Below are 17,744 nucleotides of genomic sequence, written 5' to 3' on the forward strand. Positions count from 1 at the left end.
GAATGGAAGCTCCTGCGCCAAGCCAATCCCACCGATCAGCAAGCCGCCTGACCTTCACCCCGCCGATCATAGAACTAACTGTACCCGCGCGCATGCGTCAATCAGGCGGTCCTCGTGGTATGCGTACGGTAAATCTTGGCACCACGACGCTAATGCGGCTCGCCGCGACGAACGCAGCGCGGCAGGGGGCTGAGGTGTGCAGGATTGCGAGCGGTCTTGCTGGAACTGAGGCGCTCTATAGCACCAGCAATCTAGCACGGGCCATGTGCGACAGCTTCGTGGTTGCCTAGCACGCAGCTTTAAACGAGGGAACGCTCCAGAGCGCTGGCCGCGCCCTGCTCGGAAGTGCAATACAACCGGGCTTCCCATAAAGTGGGGCACGCACGGGCAAGCCACACGCCACGCCAACGGATTACCGCACTTGCGTGATGATGTGGTCTGCCGCTGAGGACATGGCCCCTTGTTTCAATGTGAACAAAGACACCGCTTGGCTCTCCCCCTTTGACCCCGCTCCATATCCCGGACTACCCATTCGTTGTCCAAACATACGAGCCCTCATAAGCCTCTTGGCCCCTGTCCGATCATTGACGTTGCCGGGCAGGATACACCTGAACTTTCTGCGCAACGGCTCGCCGTTCAACTCACGAACTCTCCAAACCACCCGCGCAAGCGGGCTCGACTCTCGCACTGGTTGCTTACTTGCCGCTTGCGGCGCACGGTGCGGAAGAAGCTCTCCGTGGCGCACTATCCTAGCACTCACCCTTGCGGCTCATCGATGCGGCACGCCAGCGCTGGCAACGGCCGTGCGACCTTAATCTAAAGCGTACTGTACACCCCCGAAATTCGATCAATCCGCTCTTGCCCGCTGCTGGCGACTCGGCACCGACGGCGCGGAAGAGACGCTCGGCCCGCATAAGGTCGCGTTCGCCCGGCCGGCTATCTTGCGGCTGAAGAGATCCCTGGCGCCCTCCAATACAGCCAGCCCTATGCCGTTTGGATGGAGTGATATCGGCAAGCCGGACCCGGTTTTCTGCGCCGGTGAAGCCGTGCGATCAGATTCGGCGTGACCGGCGTTAGATCCTGGCGAGTGTCGGTGGTAGAGGCCATGAGCGCGCGAGCGCCGTTCTGCTACATCGGCCGTTCGATCGCCACGGTAGCCCCACGGCCCTGCCTTCCTCAGGACCGCGTGGACCCGAGGACTGCGATGGCGCTGGCCGCTCCCGATGGATCGGCCGTGCACGCCGGCCCAATGGCAACCGCAGCCGCACTGGCTGTCCGGCTCGCGATAGCCGCTCGCCTTGATGATCACCGTTGTGCAGCTGTGGCCAGCATAGAGGCCGCTGGCTAGGCCATGAATGAGACGCTCGATATGAGTAGCCGCTAGGCACGCGTATTTTTGAGCAATACATCACCTTCCACTGCGCGCGGATAGTGAGCCGCCACTTCAAATGATGGCAACAAGTTAAGAATGGCTTGCAGGGACAACTGCCCTTCATAGAGCTCGCGGTCACTATATTCGGTGTAGATGAAGCGCGTGTTGCTCAAGGTCCGCATACCGCCGGCGATAACGTCGGCCTCGGCTCCCTGAACGTCCATCCAGATAAAATCGACTCCGTCCAGCTTGGCTTCGCTGCACCAGTCGTCCAGCCGCCGTGTCTCAACCGAGACAGGGTGATCAAAGCGGACCCAATCGTACTCGGTAAGATGGTTCTTTGGACGGCGTATTGAACCGGATAGGTCCCAATCTTTCGCATCGCCATCTGCATTGCTTGGATGGAAGTCGATCGTTCCGTTTCGATCACTGATGGCGATTTCAAACAGCTTCACCCTATTGAGGGATGAGCCAAGCTTCTTCTTGAAGCGCGCGATCGCTCGAGGATCCGGCTCAAAGCAGTAGAGCTGGGGTTGCGGGCACAGTTCTAGGAACTTTTGCGTATCAGCCCCGTCATTGCAGCCGATATCCAGGATGACTGGGTTCGGCTTCTGAAGAAGTGAGACGATGTGCTGATGTACTTCTACGGACGACACAGCTGCTTTTCCATGGTGCGCGGAGATCTGGTGAAATTTCGACTTCAAATCCGCCTTCACACGCCGGAAGCCGCCGCACAACGTATATCAAGGTATAAGATTCATTTATCCGCCAGTCCTCTTGATCCACGACAGCTGTTTGGATGCCATCGGCATCAACCGGAGAGGCTATCCCTCGCGATGCAGTTCTCGAACCTATTGTTGGAAAGTGCGGCCTCAGTGAGCCAGATCGTCCTCTTAGCTCTTTCGAGTTGCCGAAAGAGCGCCCTCGTTTGAGCGTCACCTGTCAGATATGGATACCAATTGCGCAGAATGTGCTCGGCCGACTGATGGCCGCCATCTCAGATTCGCTGCCAGTAGCTCCCGGCGGTCTTTCCCTCGGGCTCGTGGGCGAGGAACGAAGTCGGCGAAAGCCCCGACGCACGCATCGCTCGGCGCAATCAAGCTTTCGTGGCGCGTGCAACTTTCTTCAAGTGCTGTCGGCGGACGAATGACCAGGGTCAATTCGGTAGGCTTTGAGCGCCCTGCCACGGTTGGACACGGGCAATCCGATACAATTCGATGGTGACCTGCCTTGGAGCACGCCACCTCTTACAAGAACAGCACCCGATTTTCTCGAGATCGTTGCATACATATTCGCATGCACGAGTACGGAAAATTTTGCGAGCCGCTCTTCGATAAAGCTTGTAGACCGCACGCTTCGCCGGCCACACTACTAGATTGTACCGTCAGGTAATCATGTGCAATCCCGACGTCGTCGAAACCCGAGGCCTCTCGATCAGTGCAACCGCCGCCTGAGCAACGTTGAAGTGTCCCGGGGCTCTCTGCGGGTGTTTCGAAGGAGCGCAATGTCATTTTCACAACAGCCGGGCGGGCTGTGCACCTCAGCGGGTTTGCTTCCGGACAAACACACACGCTGCCCGGGCAATGCTTTTGCAGAACTAGAAGGATAGATCGCTCAGCGCATTTCTGGCCTGACTCTTGCTACAGTCTACTTGTCACATTGTGCCTAACTTCAACTGTTCAAACGCTCAGGAGACCTCTATGACTTTCCGTCCGCTTCACGACCGCGTCGTGGTCAAGCGCATCGACGCCGAAGAGAAGACCGCTGGCGGCATCATCATTCCCGACACTGCCAAGGAAAAGCCCTCCCAGGGCGAAGTCATTGCAGTTGGGCCGGGCGGCCGCGATGAGGCCGGCAAGCTAATTCCGATCGACATCGAAGTCGGTGAGCGGGTGCTGTTTGGCAAATGGTCCGGCACCGAGGTCAAGATCGATGGGCAAGACCTGTTGATCATGAAGGAGAGCGACATTATGGGCGTTCTCACCGATGTGTTCTCCAAGAAGAAAGTCGCCTAATCCTGGGCTCGCACAGCTCACCCTCCTGAGGAGAGCCCACCGGGGCGCTGAAGGATGAATTAAACGGAACTGAGGGAATTCTCTATGTCAGTCAAAGACGTGAAGTTCGGAGTAGATGCGAGAGATCGTATGCTGCGCGGCGTCGACATTCTCGCCAACGCCGTACAGGTTACGCTTGGTCCAAAGGGCCGCAACGTCGTGCTCGACAAGTCGTTTGGCGCGCCACGTATTACCAAGGACGGCGTTGCCGTTGCCAAGGACATCGAACTCGACGACAAGTTCGAGAACATGGGCGCCCAGATGGTGCGCGAAGTGGCTTCGAAAGCTGCGGATGCTGCCGGCGACGGCACCACCACCGCGACCGTCCTGGCCGCCGCAATCGTGCGTGAAGGCGCCAAGTCGGTCGCCGCCGGCATGAACCCGATGGACCTCAAGCGCGGTATCGACCTCGCGGTCGAAGCCGTCGTGGCCGACCTCGAGAAGAACTCGAAGAAGGTCACCTCGAACGACGAGATCGCCCAGGTCGGCACCATCTCGGCCAACGGCGATGCCGAGATCGGCAAGTTCCTCGCCGACGCCATGAAGAAGGTCGGCAACGAGGGCGTCATCACCGTCGAGGAAGCCAAGTCGCTCGAGACCGAGCTCGATGTGGTCGAGGGCATGCAGTTCGACCGCGGCTACATCTCGCCCTACTTCGTCACCAACGCCGACAAGATGCGCGTTGAGATGGACGACGCCTACATCCTCATCAACGAGAAGAAGCTCTCCTCGCTGAACGAGCTGCTGCCGCTGCTCGAGGCCGTGGTGCAGACCGGCAAGCCGCTGGTCATCGTCGCCGAGGACGTCGAGGGCGAAGCGCTCGCGACCCTGGTCGTGAACCGTCTGCGCGGCGGCCTGAAGGTCGCGGCCGTCAAGGCTCCGGGCTTCGGCGATCGCCGCAAGGCCATGCTGCAGGACATCGCGATCCTGACCGGCGGCCAGGCGATCTCGGAAGACCTCGGCATCAAGCTCGAGAACGTCACGCTCAACATGCTCGGTCGCGCCAAGAAGTTGATGATCGACAAGGAGAACACCACGATCGTCAACGGCGCCGGCCAGAAGGCCGACATCGAGGCGCGCGTGGCCCAGATCAAGGCGCAGATCGAGGAGACCACCTCGGACTACGACCGTGAGAAGCTCCAGGAGCGTCTCGCCAAGCTCGCGGGGGGCGTCGCGGTGATCCGCGTCGGCGGCGCGACCGAGGTCGAGGTGAAGGAGCGCAAGGATCGCATTGATGACGCGATGCATGCGACCCGCGCCGCGGTCGAGGAAGGCATCGTTCCGGGCGGCGGCGTCGCCTTGCTCCGTGCCTCCGAGCAGCTCAAGGGCCTGCGCACCAAGAACGACGACCAGAAGACCGGCGTCGAGATCGTGCGCAAAGCACTGTCTTGGCCGGCCCGCCAGATCGCGATCAATGCCGGCGAAGACGGTTCGATCGTGGTCGGCAAGGTGCTCGATAACGAGCAGTACTCTTTTGGCTTCGATGCGCAGACAGGCGAGTACGGCAACCTCCTCTCCAAAGGCATCATTGACCCGGCCAAGGTCGTGCGCATCGCGGTCCAGAACGCCTCCTCGGTGGCCGGGCTGCTGATCACAACGGAAGCGATGGTTGCCGAGCTGCCCAAGAAGGGCGGCGCTGGCCCCGCGATGCCTCCGGGCGGCGGCATGGGCGGCATGGACTTCTGATCCACCTTCTCAAGTTCTCGATGACATGCGAAACCCTGGCAATATTGTCAGGTTTTTTTTGCATCGAGCGGCAGGTAGCCCGTTGCCAGCCCCCGAAGGTCCGGCCCATCGGCCTATCCAATGTGCGCAGCGGCAGGACCCCGACTCAAATTTCATGTGCTTCGCGACGACAGTACCGCGTCCGGTACGACGATGGAGCCGGCTATTTTGACTCACGAAGCTGCGTCTGCTCATCCAAATGTTCGGACCCTTGCCGTGCGGTAGACCCGGCGCCGCCTGCCCGCTTTCGACCTCCTTGCCCACTTTCTTTACCTGTCGCGTAACTGGAAGCGACGAAATGCCTTTCGTGACGTTTGCGCACTTACATCTTTTGGCCTAAGGGCTTGTTTGAACCCGGAGAACATTCTCAAAAATCACAAGTATTTTGCGGAAAGTGCGCCGATTATTCTGCGCCTCATTTGGTCCTCGCGGACGGGGCTCCCCTCAACTCCCCTGCTGCGGAGCTCGGGGCAGGACATGCTTTAGAATGATCGCACACTAAAGTCCCAAGGCTTGCTTTGCGTCCAATCTATAGGGAATCCGATGGCAACGGTGGGGTGCTTTCCAAAAGAACTCGCCGGCGGGGCGGCCGCAAGACACTCCGGCCCTCGGCAATGTGCCTATACTGCGCCTGCATCCACACTATACCAATGTCTGGCCAAGGTAGCCGCTCGGATGAATTGGCACGAAACGCGGTCAGGATCATTGTGGTCTTTATGGCCATGCACACCCAAGCTTACGCCCAATTCGCCGAGACGCAGGAACGCTTAGCTGAAGGGCATGCAACTGCACGATACTCCAGTTTCATCGCTGAGCTCAGTCAGCTGAATTTCGCAGACGCGGATGACCGCCGAGCTTTCCCTCCGACCCTACACAGCATCTTGGCAAGGCATGGACTGTTCGGGCTCACCGCACCAAGAGAGCACGGCGGGTTAGCTCTCTCTTTGCAAGAGGCCATCGACCTCACCTCCGCCACGGCATCGTTCGATGTCTCCGCTGCGTCGACCCTCGTTATCCATAACTTCTTAGCTTTGCCCTGCATCGAAGCGGCACCGCACATACCCGCACAAGCCCATATCATTCGGGGTGCAACAAGCGGCGATCTCTGCGCTTTCGCTTTGACGGAGCCTGGAGCTGGTTCTGCCCCGAGACATATAAAGTCTGCGGCTTTCATGCACGAAGATAAAGTGCGTATCTCTGGCCGCAAAATCTGGATCGGCCTTGCTGACTGGGCTCGCTGGATCGTTTGCTTTGCGCGCGCGTCGGGACCCGATGCGAAAGGTCGGCTGGTTGGTGTACTCGTTGACAGACAGGCTCCAGGCCTAAAGGTCACGCACGAGCATCGTACACTCGGCCTACGTGGCATCATTCAGAATACCCTGGAGTTCCAGGACGTCGAGATGCCCCGTTCTTACGTGCTCTCTCGCCATCAAGACGGCTGGGGTGCGGCGGCATCTAGTATGAACCGCGGCCGCATCGGTGTGGCTGCTATGGGTCTTGGAGCCCTTGAGCGCGCTATCCAGGTAGCCGCCTCTTATGCAGGCCAGCGTCGGCTTGGTAAACTGCGCATGATCGAAAACAGTTACATTGAGCAGCTATTTGGACAGATGGTGCTGCGGCGGGAAGTAGTGAAGGCGATGCTAGCAGCATCCTGCCGACTTGTTTCAGCGCACGGTGCGCCGAACGTCCACCTTGCGTCGGCGACGAAGGTTTTGTCCTCAGAGTGGTGCGGCCTTGTCGCCGATCAATGCGTCCAGCTGTTAGGCGGCCGCGGCTACGATGAGGGAACGCCTTTGGCCAAAATCTACCGAGACGCTCGCATCCTCCGCATCTTCGAAGGTCCGACTGAGACGCTCCTATCGCATCTCGGCCGTTGCCTCCTCTCTAAAGCCACGCGCGACGAGATAGCCGATCTGTTTCGGTCGGTTGGGGCGGCATCAGTCCATGCTGCTGCAATTGACGAGCTCTCCGGGCTGAATGAGACTGACGGTGCCGTGCTGATCTATGCGGGTTGGCTCACCACATTGGGACTGGCAAAAGCTGTCATGTCTGCTGATTGCTTCTCAGCCTCAGATTGCGCCGCGGCGGCGGCTGACCTGGTCAGTTCTGAACTGGCATCTCTCCGCACTCGCATGCCGGCACGACACTCTGTCGAAACTCGCAGTCGGGCTAATCGGACACTCGCCACCTTTCTTCACGACGCGGCTTGCTCTATTCGCTCCCCTGTCTTCACAGACGACTACCTTAAATTGCTGCAGTATGTCTGACATCTCCCGCATGTCCGACGTCCTTCCACGCCGTGGTGCCGCGCGCGACGCGCAACTTCCGCAAGCGGAAAGGTCCGTGACAACTCTCACGTCTACATGCGGCACGCGCTGCTGTGAAGGCCTAACCTTCTCATTCCTGGCGGCACGCCGCGGCAGCGAAGGCTTTCGCGTTAAAGAGCACCCGATACCGCTCCCCGATCGGGGCTGGCGCCCGAGAAGGGTGGGCCGCCTCGATTCGCCCCGCGCTGCAAACATCGATAGGCGTGGTGTGTTTTAAGCGTCCTGCTGCCACCTTCTCGCTGGCACATGGCATATGCGAGTTTTCACGACCTCTTAAAGGAGGAGCTTGCGTCTGTAGTCAACGATACTTTTAAGTCAAACTTCCGCTAGGCGGGTGGCGGGGCTCAAGACGGGAGGGCCTCCCCGCACAGGCCGCTTTCGCTTGATGCATGGCGTCGGGTTCGTCAGGTTTCGGAAAGCTCGCCCATCTACATCGATGTTGAAGTTAGCAGCACGTGGTAGGGACAGCGCTTGCCCCGAGTATGCGTGGGGATTTTGGCGCCGAGTCACGTTTCTGCTAACTTCAACCAGTGGTGCGGGCGTGGCAGAGAGAAGATCTGATCCATCCAGTCCGGCCAGGGCCGAGTCGCCCCGCGCTGTTTCCGGCGTGAGACTGGATCAGATCCGCACTACGGGGCGGCCGTCTTCCAGATCAAGCTCAATGCCCGCATGCGCTCGCTCCGTCCAGGAGAAGGATCTCACCTCGCATTATTCGACAAGTCACTCCTCAACGACTTTGTAATCCAGCTCGGCGGAAAATCTCGACCGTGAGGCTCGGAACTGCATAGTGTTGTCACCGAGCTAGTTCGTGGCTGGGGGTTTCACCAAAGCCGGACGATACGGGAAGTGCGGCGACGCGACAAGGCGCCGGAGCTCGTGGCGAGTGAGGACTCGGTTTGGACGCCGGTGCGACTGCATGCAGTTGTCGGCGGCTGCAGCTATTTGGTTGGCGAATCAGTACAGAAGGACTGGCGAGAATTCCGAAGCAGTCGAACTACAGCTTGTGCCGGCTCTGTGGATGCCTGGTCACCGACCTTAGCCCTGAGCGCGATTGGGGTCGGGCATCGGAACCCACACGAGGAAGTTAGTCTAACGGGCCCTCGATCGTGCTCGAGTGCAAGGGCTTTGAGGCGGCGAGGACGCTGGCTCACGAACCTGAGTGATCGGACGACCTATATCGGCTGAACATTCTCCCCTCTCTGCACTACTTCCAGGAGCTTCCGTCGAGAGCACCGATCCAACATCCGAAGAACCGCGTCGACTGCACCATCTAGGGACGCGGCTGTCCCGCACCGACCGAGTAGGTTCCGCGCGGGGGCATCGGGTAAGGTCCGTTGCAACCTAGGAAGTCCTCACGTCACCCTTTGTGTGACGACAGTCGATATGTACATTTTGTTCGGGGGGCTCCTGTAGCGCTCCGCAAGACTCTTGAATAACTCTCCGACCTCATCTGAAGGAACAGAAAATTCCCCATAGTTAGGATCAAAAAGGGTCGTCGTTCCATTCGAGGTCACTGTCGCAATCATGTGGGCGCCACCTGCGGCGAAACGCAAGCTGACCAAATACATGGACGCATCCTGGGTGAGCTCCTTCACGATCTGGTCAATGCACGAAGATGTATCAAACCTATATCGCGTCTCTTCAGCAGACGGCTCTAAGCCAGCGTCGCGTAACGTTGTGTTTTTTGCCTGGAGGTTGTGAGACCCTTCCGCGCCACCGGTTTTCAATTGAGCCTTGAGCTCTTCGTACTGTTCCTGCCGACTTGCCGCTGAGCGGTGCTTTTCAGTGTCCGGGAGCAGAGCCCTCATTCGGGATGACGGGCTGCTTGGGAGATTAAGGAGCCACTCCGCTACCAATCCAACACAGATTCCGTTGACATTGGCTTCGGGCAATTCAGCAGTCCTGTAATCGAATAGAGCGCGGACAGGGCTATCGGCAGAGGATAACTCCGAGCTGGAGGACAGAGAGCTGTGGCGCGAGTTGCTTGGACTATAAACGATTGAATCTGAGGTATGTGGCTTGCTGAAGCAGAGCCCCATCCTGTCGATCAATTCGCCCGACGGCAGGCTCTCTCGTCGCGCGACTTCAGTGAGTGTTTGCGCAAATTCGGTACTATCTGCGGGCCTGATCGATCCGTCGGCTTGATCAGCGCGTGTGTATTGGCCATCGAGTCGATTATACATCCTGGTTCACCTGCTTCTTCGGCGCACGCGTCCTCAGGGAGAGCGCGCTGCTTACATCTTGCTGCGGATGATATCGCAGCAAACTGACGAAGAGCTGACCACCAACAAGCCTGGGGAAGCTACGGCCGCGGCGGCCAATTGGTTGCACGACAGTGCCACTCACGAGCGGGGCTGCAGGTGTGAGGTAGTGGCCGAACGGCTAGTTACTCTTGCACACTACGGAGGGCGCGCTTGGAATTGCAGATGCCGTCAGGATGATGGCTACGCTGGACAGCGCGACCGTCGGTTTGGTGGTCGATCTCACCTTTATCGTGTTGCGCCGCTCGGTCGCACAACTACGCCTCCAACAGTGCGCAATTCACGTCCCCGTGATCGGCCATCGGCGAGTGAGATGCTGTTGTTGCCGCTGACGTACCTTCAGCACAGATCCGAAACCCGGTTTGAATACAAATTACGATCTTGTTCACTCTACAAGAACTGGCGCAGACATTTCTCACGCCCATCAGTGTGCCGTTAGCCGCTCGGACGGCGGCATTTCAGGTTCAGCCCGCCTAAACACTGCAACAGTCGAGCGAGCCCGACATACACCCGCATGTGACACGTCATATCGGGAAGCCGAACCGGTGCTTGTGCGCCCGCTCGACCTCACCTTCTGCTCGCATTTTGTTAGCTCAGCCCGTCATGCTGTCGCGCTCATTTGCGCGAACAACGTTGCCGCATCGGAGGGACTTAATCCAACGACGCCTACGAAGCTCGGGGACGGCATCGGGATGTCTCGATAAGTGGGTCTCCACAAGTGAAGGCAATATCGGCTGTTATTCACGTACCTCGAATGTGGCGGATGCAGTTGCATGACGCACTCTTCTTCATCCCAGAACAAGTCTTTCACAAAGCACATCTCGTCCCAATTCGGACAACGCCGCGGGGTCGAAACAGCGACATGCTCCCAACCGGGACGGACAAACGCACTTATCTTAAGTTCACACCCACAAGGCCCCTGCACAAGGAACAGACCGGAAGGGCCTGACCCTGGAGCAGTAGCGAACCGGCCGTGTTGCACGCGGCCGGCCTCCAGCTTGTCTATCATCTGCGGTCGCACGCCCGCTCCTTTTCTTCTCGGATAGCCCTGACGTCTACGTAGATGACGCTGTCTCGTAACAAGTCAACCTGCTCGGTCCTCGGCCCAGCGTTCCTAAACCAATCTACAGCGCGCCATCCGCGAAAGCCGTAGATGTCTATCATCACTCACTCTCCTCTGATTATTGCTCTAAGACGTACTTCGCCCTCGGGCCGCCGGTCGCCTGAGCATGAGCGGTACCACTAATTGCGCGTCGGGCGAATTGAGCCGCCGATTGCACCTGGCGCTACTTATGTAAGTCCATCATTAAGTCTCTCCGAGGCGAAACAGTTTGTCATCCGTGCCAGGCAGTATTCACTGCTCATCGCCGGCAGAGCGCACATCCCGCATGAGCAGAAGAAATCGGCGACTCTGACGCGTCACCTCGTCTTCAATGAATTGGTCTTCATCATGGCACGCTGCCGTGTTGGCGAAACATCTAGAGCTCATGATGCTCGCGAAACCAGTAGTGGCACCAGATAGATCGGAGTTACATTGCTGCTTCGCGAGAGAGAGTACTTGATCACTCGACGGCCTCCTCGCCAAGGCTGAACAGGCCCAATGCGCCGTTTATGTGAAAATGGTTCAGCTTTATGGCTTCCAAATCGGCATACACATAGCCGCGGACGCCGGCATGCTCCGTTCTTCCAAATGGACCATCCGGCGGATCGCCTGCTATCTTGGTCGTAAGCTAACGGTCAGAAACAATGATTAGTCGATTTCATCGACTGCAACTGCGAATGTTGCCCGATTTTCCGCATCACTAAGATGCAGCTCCTAACGCGTTGTCTACGGCATGGCGCTCGCGAACCGCTCACCCTTTGCCGTTAATCAGGGTGTTGTTTCCGACATGAATGTCGCGACTCAGACGCCGCGCAACGGCTCCGTGTCACCAACCCACCGCATCAAACGCGCTGCAGACAGTTCTACCTCGTGGCATGTCGCTTGCTGTGCTGACAGAACGCGACCTCGCTGTAGCGAGGATGCACGAGCAATGAATCGGCCGAATCGTCGCCGCAACGAACATCGGTTCTGATGCCCCATGAAAAGAGGACTGCTAACTTATGAGTGATAGGAGTCATGCAAAGCTTGGCATTTTTCTGTTCACCGGCGCTCAGCGTAATGAAATGACTCATTGGCGCGCAACAAAGCGCCCAACGATCAAGCATTGCGGCACCGATCGTCCCTCCCGGCGAGCCCAGAAAAGGTGGAACTTGTGGCCTCTGGCCGCACTCCTCATAAATGCGCTGCTTTGGGCCGGGATCTACTTAGTCATCGCAGCGTTCTTCTGAAACACTCTCGCGCATGGCAACCGCGCGATGGACTTCTGGCGCCTCTCGCAACCGCGGGCCGCCACGGCTGCGAACAAACTGATGCCAAGGCGCTTCGCGCTCCTACCGGGATATACAATGCGCTGCTCCGGCGGAAGGAAATGTCGACGCATGACCCAGATGCCTCGAATTAGCGACACTGATGTGCCGCTGCCGCGCGACGAAGTGCCAAATTGACCTGTAGCAGCTCAACCCGTCCGCGGCGAGTGGCATCCGGGCTTCCAAGTGAGGCGCGACGGATCGACTGCAAGTGAGGACTAGTGCCAGTATTCCCCTTATGTGAAAGTTAGCTTTCGAGAAGCTGACGAAACAAGGTGACCTAAGGGAACGTTGGGCAGGCGGCTGGCTCGGGCCCCGTGCGTGTGGCATAGGACGGTCAGGCGTCTTGCCTTCTGGCTCTCTCAACGCTCCGTACAGGCGGCATTGACTTGCTTGCTGAGCGATATCTACCTAGCCAATGGGTCGGGTAGAGATCGACAGGCTGAGGCCTTATGGACCGTAGCGACGCTTTACAGCTCTTGCTCAGGCTACGTATCGTCCTCATTCTTGCGCATCTGCCACACGTGTGCACGCCACGCTAACTTGTCGTACTCCAGGGCAATCTTAAGCAGCCTGTCTTTGGCTTTTCCGTCGATGAGCGCTGCCGCTTTCTTTCGCGTTGCTTCCGCGCGGCCTCGCCAGTGATCGGGCTGGTACAGTTTACTTTTCGGATTCATGCCGAGAGCATGCAATCCGTAGATCAACGAATTGCGACACTGACGCTCCGTATAATCACGTAGGAGCGACGCTCGTGGCTCCGGCTGCCGAAGCAGTCAGTCCCCAGTCCACAGCAACCATTCAGAAACGGCTGAATGCGCATTGCAGACGATGCTCGTACGAAGAATGCACAGTCACCGACAGCTTCAGACCATTGCTCCCACCAAAAGACTTGAATCGCACGCTGCGTTAGATTGTAGGATTCTGGACAGGTGTGGATCACCTCTGACAATCAGTCGATTACTGATAGTTCACGAGCATTGGAAATGCCTCAAACATCTACAATCGCCCGGGACGACCGAATAGAGAGCCTAACATCATCCAGATGCGAGCCTGCCCGCGATTCATCGAATGCTATTCCTCTTTCTGCTGTACGTAATCGCGCGTTAGGAGGTCTGCGCGGCCGACTCCGATCAACTCAGACTCGGCTGACCCGACGCAAGACGAAACCTACCTCACAGAGATACCCCCCAACCTCTTCACATAAAGTGGAGCAGAAGCGCGATGACACCAAACATTGCCTCAGCGCGCCATCATGGTCGCTCTTGCCAGGCCGAATGCATCATCAACAACGAGAGAAGCACATCTGGCCTCCCTAATATGTATGCTTCGCCACAGCTGGCCAGGGCCGCGTCGAGCCGGCATCGTGGCGAGTCCGCCGTCACTCACCGGCCGGCGATTAGGCTGACCATAGCACCTCAGGTCATGTCAAGCAGACTCAAGCAATCCTCGAGGCATCGAGGCATGCACTGGCTGCACAATCACAGCAACTCCAAGACCTTCATCTGGTGCGTCGGCGCAGCTGCTACTAACTCCCCTCTTTCGTAAGGCTCTGCCGGTATGCAAGGTGTCGTTCCTGTCCTCCTGGACAAATGACGAACTCCGTACAGTGAGAACGGCAAAAGTAGAACAACGAGCTTGCAGACAGCTAAGCAGATCCGCCTGTTTCCCGGTTTGCAGGTGATGCGTTCCGGGCAGCAAGAACAATAATCAGCTCCACCGAACTGAAGAAATGTCATGGTTCAAAAACAACAAATTCGGCCGGCTCCGCGCCTCAGGCTCTACTACCGCGATATCGCCCTAGGCGTGGCAATGGCAACTGCAATGCTTGCGCCGGTCAACGCGCTTGATCGAACGCCGACCGCAGAGGAGAAAGAGGCCTGCATGGGAGACGTGTTTCGCCTTTGTAGCAGTCACATACCAGATCGTACCGCTATTACTGCCTGCCTCAGATCCAAGCAAGATCGTCTCAGTCAGCAATGTCGCTACGTGATCTCCGGGCGGGACACCGGCAATAAGAGCAGCGGATCGAGGTGAAGATGCTGCGAGCTGTCCGCCCGACTCCTCTCCAGAAGTCGTCCCAGCTTGACGTGCAGCACGTCACACGAGGGTTCGCCCAACGGCTCACCAGCTCATGCGGGCCGGTCAACGGACGCGTCCATCGCTCCTTGGAGGCTTTCATGCGCAGGTTCATTATAGTGAGGTGGGGTCATTTCGTAGAGCCAGCTAAGCTCAGCCTGGAATTGGCATCGATATATTCATAGCACGTGCGGAAGCCGCTCTGCGGCTCCGCCACGGCGGCACCGGAAAGCGAAGCCTTGTGATCCGGCCGGAACATCGACGGCAAGCGGGCGCGAGACAGAGCTGTTATCCTCGCATCAAGCAACTCAGTGCTCTGACTAGCCGCCGATGTCCTCTCGAGGGCACCATCGAACGGAGGGAGCTTGACCCTGACGTAGCGTCAGGTTGTAGCGTCGCCACGGGTGCCACGTTCATCCGACGGCCCGCCTCAAGGACTCGTGCGGCATAGCGAGTGCGGATAGACCGGCAGCTGCATCAGGGCGCCCGGTTGCGAAGACGCCTGGCTGGACGGACGGACCCTAGATTGGATAAGGAACGTGTAAAGTTCGATGGAACCGCTTAAATCGATCATCGGCAAAGTTGCCACCGGTGCCACTCTGACCCGCGAGGAGGCCGCGTTAGCGTTCGACAGCATGATGTCCGGCGACGCAACTCCCTCGCAAATCGGTGGCTTGTTGATTGGGATGAGGGTCCGCGGGGAGACGATCGAAGAAGTCACGGGCGCCGCATCCGCAATGCGAAATATAATGCCCACCGTCGAGACGCGATGTGACCCCATCGATATCGCTGGCACGAGCGATACCGTTATGTGTTCGCTCAACGTTTCGACGTGCGCTTCGTTCATCGTCGCCGGGGTCGGCGTTCCCGTCGCCAAGAATGTCAACCGCGCGGCATCTTTGCGCTCAAGCACCGCAGACGTGTTGGCGCGCCTCGGCGTAAAGGTCGATCTCAAGCCTGAGGCAATTGCACGTTGTGTGCACGAAGCCGACATTGGCTTCATTTTTGCGTCACCCGACTATCCGGCGATGCAGCGCATCAGGCAGATCCGGAGCGTACTTGGAACCCACACGATGTTCAATCTAATCGAGGCTCTGTCGAATCCAGCCAGGGTCAAGCGGCAGATTCTTGGAGTGTTCACTCCCGAATGGGTGCAGCCTCTGGCGCAAGTCTTGAAGAACCTTGGTGCCGACTCGGTATGGGTTGTTCATGGCTCGGACGGGCTCGATGAATTATCCCTCACCGACACAAGCTTTGTTGCTGCGGTTGAGGCGGGTACAGTCCGCACGTTCGAAGTCACGCCGGAGGAAGCCGGGCTCCCCCGCTACCGCGCCGATGAGCTGGAGTGCAGTGATGTCGAGGCTCATGCCTTTGCGTTACAAAAAGTGCTTGATGGGCTGCCAGGTCGTTTTCGTGATGCCGCCCTTCTGAATGCGGCGGCCGCACTGGTGGTGGCCGGGCGGGCCTCGAACCTACAGGAAGGCGTGGCGCTTGGACAAGAATCACTTGATCGGGGCGCTGCCGCCGCTCGACTGAATCGCTTGATCGCCGTTTCAAACGCCTGACAGCCGATCTGGTTGATGCCGCATCCTTGCGATCGATAGTGCAGCTTACGCGCGAGAAAACTGTTGCAGCCGCGAATGCGGGTTACTTGTGCCGATTTCTCATGGAGCGCCCGCTTGCGCAAGTCCTGGTCAAAACAGCTCCGCGCTGAACACTCAGCCCGACAGCCAACATTTGGTGCACTAGAGGTTGTTCGCGCCCCGGTTGCTGAGGTGAGGACCCGCGACGAAGCGTGCGCAACGCGGCAAAGGAGACGATCGAAGATGCCCTGGCAGAGGATTGAAACACTTGGAACTATCGCAACGATAGAACACATCATTCGGAAGTTTCGGGAATTGATCGATACAGATAGCTCGATCCCGCCGGAGCTGCGGCGTGCGCTGCACGAGACGCTGGATGGGCATCTTCTGGAGGCAAAGCGGCGTGTTCTCCTGAGAGAAGAATAGGTCCGGATGCCGTTTACACACGGAGAGACACTGGCAGGCCGGCGTTGCGCTCTATGCCCACGCTCAAAACGCTTGCGGCCAAGCTTGGCTTCGAGCTGCTCGCTCGTTCAGCGGTGATTCCGATGGCGATTGCTCAGCGCCGCTCATCTCGCCGCGGACTGGCCATCGATGGTGATGGCCCGCATACGCACCCTGACCAACTCTACATTTCGTCCAAACTCGGCGCACTGGGGTCATGCGTTGGACACGCCGCCGGCGCATTCGCCGGATCGCTCCTAAGGCCTCAGCCACAGGCTTCCCCCTCAGGGTGGCGCTGAATGCTTGCGACACCAGCCCCTCGGGGGCCCTCTTCGGGTCGCATGAGCTTGGCCACGTTCTCATTTGCCCGCAAAAAGGGGCTTGAATCTGACGTAACGTTAAATCGTAGGCTCTTGAGGTGTTACCTACATGGGTGTGAAGGACTTCGGATGCCTCAGTTGGTCAGATCCGCGGACCGGTCGCTGGTCATGCTCCTTATGCCCGATGGCCCATTGGTCGAGAGGGCTTTGCACCAAGTTCCAATCGCGGCGCTAAGGGTAGCAAGTAACTTTCAATGCTGCGGCATTTCGGATCTGGACGAAGTGGCGGTCGCGTACCGCCCCGCCAGAGAGCCGATAACGACAGAATTGATCGACGTAGAACTCAATCCGAAGCGCCTAGATGGTGCTGCTTTCCTCAAGCTGACGCAAGCCCGCCTCTGGCGCAGCAGCGCACAAAATCAGTTTGCCGAACCCGCTACCTTCAAGCTGCTTTCCCGCACGTGGCGTCTCGATCGCGCAAAGGTGTGACAGACGGTGGGCCTGCGCAGGTTTTCGAAGTGACCCGGCGTCTTGCTCCGCGTGACCAGCGCGGCATCGGACGTTATTGCATGGCATGCGGGAGCAGCAAGTTGAAAGACCCGGCCGGCCTTAAGAAGGTTCTGTGTGTTTGATCATATTGAAGGTCAGTGCCGCTGCATCATCGGCTTCAATGATGGAGATATGAGAGCGCCATATATGTGCGGCGCCTCTGTATATCAAAGGCGCGGCAAGAAACCCTCTTCGTGGTGCGCCTGTCACAACCGACAGATGCACACGACCGCAGCAGAGCCGAGCGAAGTGAGTGATCAATCGGCAGATTTCCCTCAAGAAATAACCATCGTTCGCAACCCATGACAACCATTAAGAGCCGGCCAAAAGAAGCATATGACTAGGGCGTCGCCAAGCACTCCGGGCTTCCGATGAAACGCATCGGCACAAACACAATGTGCGGACCTGATGCACATGAATAGCGAGTTGGATTCTCCACCTTCGTCGAGCAAAACGCCAAGTATACTCCTGACAAGACCACGATCCATTTCGAACGGAAGACGCCCAGCTATGTCATCCTCAATCGACTGATCGAGCGGATCGCTCGCGCCTTCGAGAGCCAGTTTGGTGTCCAGAGAGGAGGCCGAATCAAGATGCCCCGACTCGCAGGGGACTTTGGATGCT

8 protein-coding genes are annotated in these 17,744 nt (G+C 58.2%); 5 read left to right on the forward strand and 3 right to left on the reverse strand.

From position 1 onward, the window contains the following. Positions 1 to 1,380: 1,380 nt before the first annotated feature. Positions 1,381 to 2,028: an FkbM family methyltransferase gene (locus EHH60_RS34300; protein ID WP_124163670.1), complete on the reverse strand. Its 648-nt coding sequence runs from the start codon at positions 2,026 to 2,028 to the stop codon at positions 1,381 to 1,383. Positions 2,029 to 3,072: 1,044 nt separating this feature from the next. On the opposite strand from EHH60_RS34300, the gene EHH60_RS34310 reads away from it, so the two are divergent. From EHH60_RS34310 to EHH60_RS34320, 3 genes are all read left to right on the forward strand, one after another. Beyond that, positions 3,073 to 3,387, forward strand: coding sequence for a co-chaperone GroES (locus EHH60_RS34310; protein WP_074448393.1), 315 nt, complete (start codon positions 3,073 to 3,075; stop codon positions 3,385 to 3,387). A gap of 84 nt (positions 3,388 to 3,471) precedes the next feature. Further along, positions 3,472 to 5,112: a chaperonin GroEL gene (gene groL / locus EHH60_RS34315; protein ID WP_124163641.1), complete on the forward strand. Its 1,641-nt coding sequence runs from the start codon at positions 3,472 to 3,474 to the stop codon at positions 5,110 to 5,112. A 755-nt stretch (positions 5,113 to 5,867) separates the two neighbouring features. Next, positions 5,868 to 7,418 (forward strand): acyl-CoA dehydrogenase family protein, encoded by a 1,551-nt coding sequence (locus EHH60_RS34320; RefSeq protein ID WP_158626804.1) that lies wholly within the window; start codon positions 5,868 to 5,870, stop codon positions 7,416 to 7,418. A 1,412-nt stretch (positions 7,419 to 8,830) separates the two neighbouring features. On the opposite strand, the gene EHH60_RS34325 is transcribed toward EHH60_RS34320, so the two are convergent. Further along, positions 8,831 to 9,661: a YopT-type cysteine protease domain-containing protein gene (locus tag EHH60_RS34325; protein ID WP_124163643.1), complete on the reverse strand. Its 831-nt coding sequence runs from the start codon at positions 9,659 to 9,661 to the stop codon at positions 8,831 to 8,833. A gap of 679 nt (positions 9,662 to 10,340) precedes the next feature. Next, positions 10,341 to 10,748: a DUF7694 domain-containing protein gene (locus tag EHH60_RS38905; protein WP_424578361.1), complete on the reverse strand. Its 408-nt coding sequence runs from the start codon at positions 10,746 to 10,748 to the stop codon at positions 10,341 to 10,343. Between the two features lie 4,027 nt (positions 10,749 to 14,775). On the opposite strand from EHH60_RS38905, the gene trpD reads away from it, so the two are divergent. Continuing rightward, on the forward strand, positions 14,776 to 15,789 hold the full coding sequence (gene trpD, locus EHH60_RS34345; protein WP_124163645.1) for an anthranilate phosphoribosyltransferase: 1,014 nt from the start codon (positions 14,776 to 14,778) through the stop codon (positions 15,787 to 15,789). Positions 15,790 to 16,700: 911 nt separating this feature from the next. Beyond that, entirely contained in the window at positions 16,701 to 17,060 is a 360-nt protein-coding gene (locus EHH60_RS34355; protein ID WP_245454662.1) for a hypothetical protein, read from the forward strand. Positions 17,061 to 17,744 lie beyond the last annotated feature (684 nt).

Origin of the sequence: Bradyrhizobium sp. RP6, from assembly GCF_003837805.1 — a bacterium.
GTDB lineage: Bacteria > Pseudomonadota > Alphaproteobacteria > Rhizobiales > Xanthobacteraceae > Bradyrhizobium.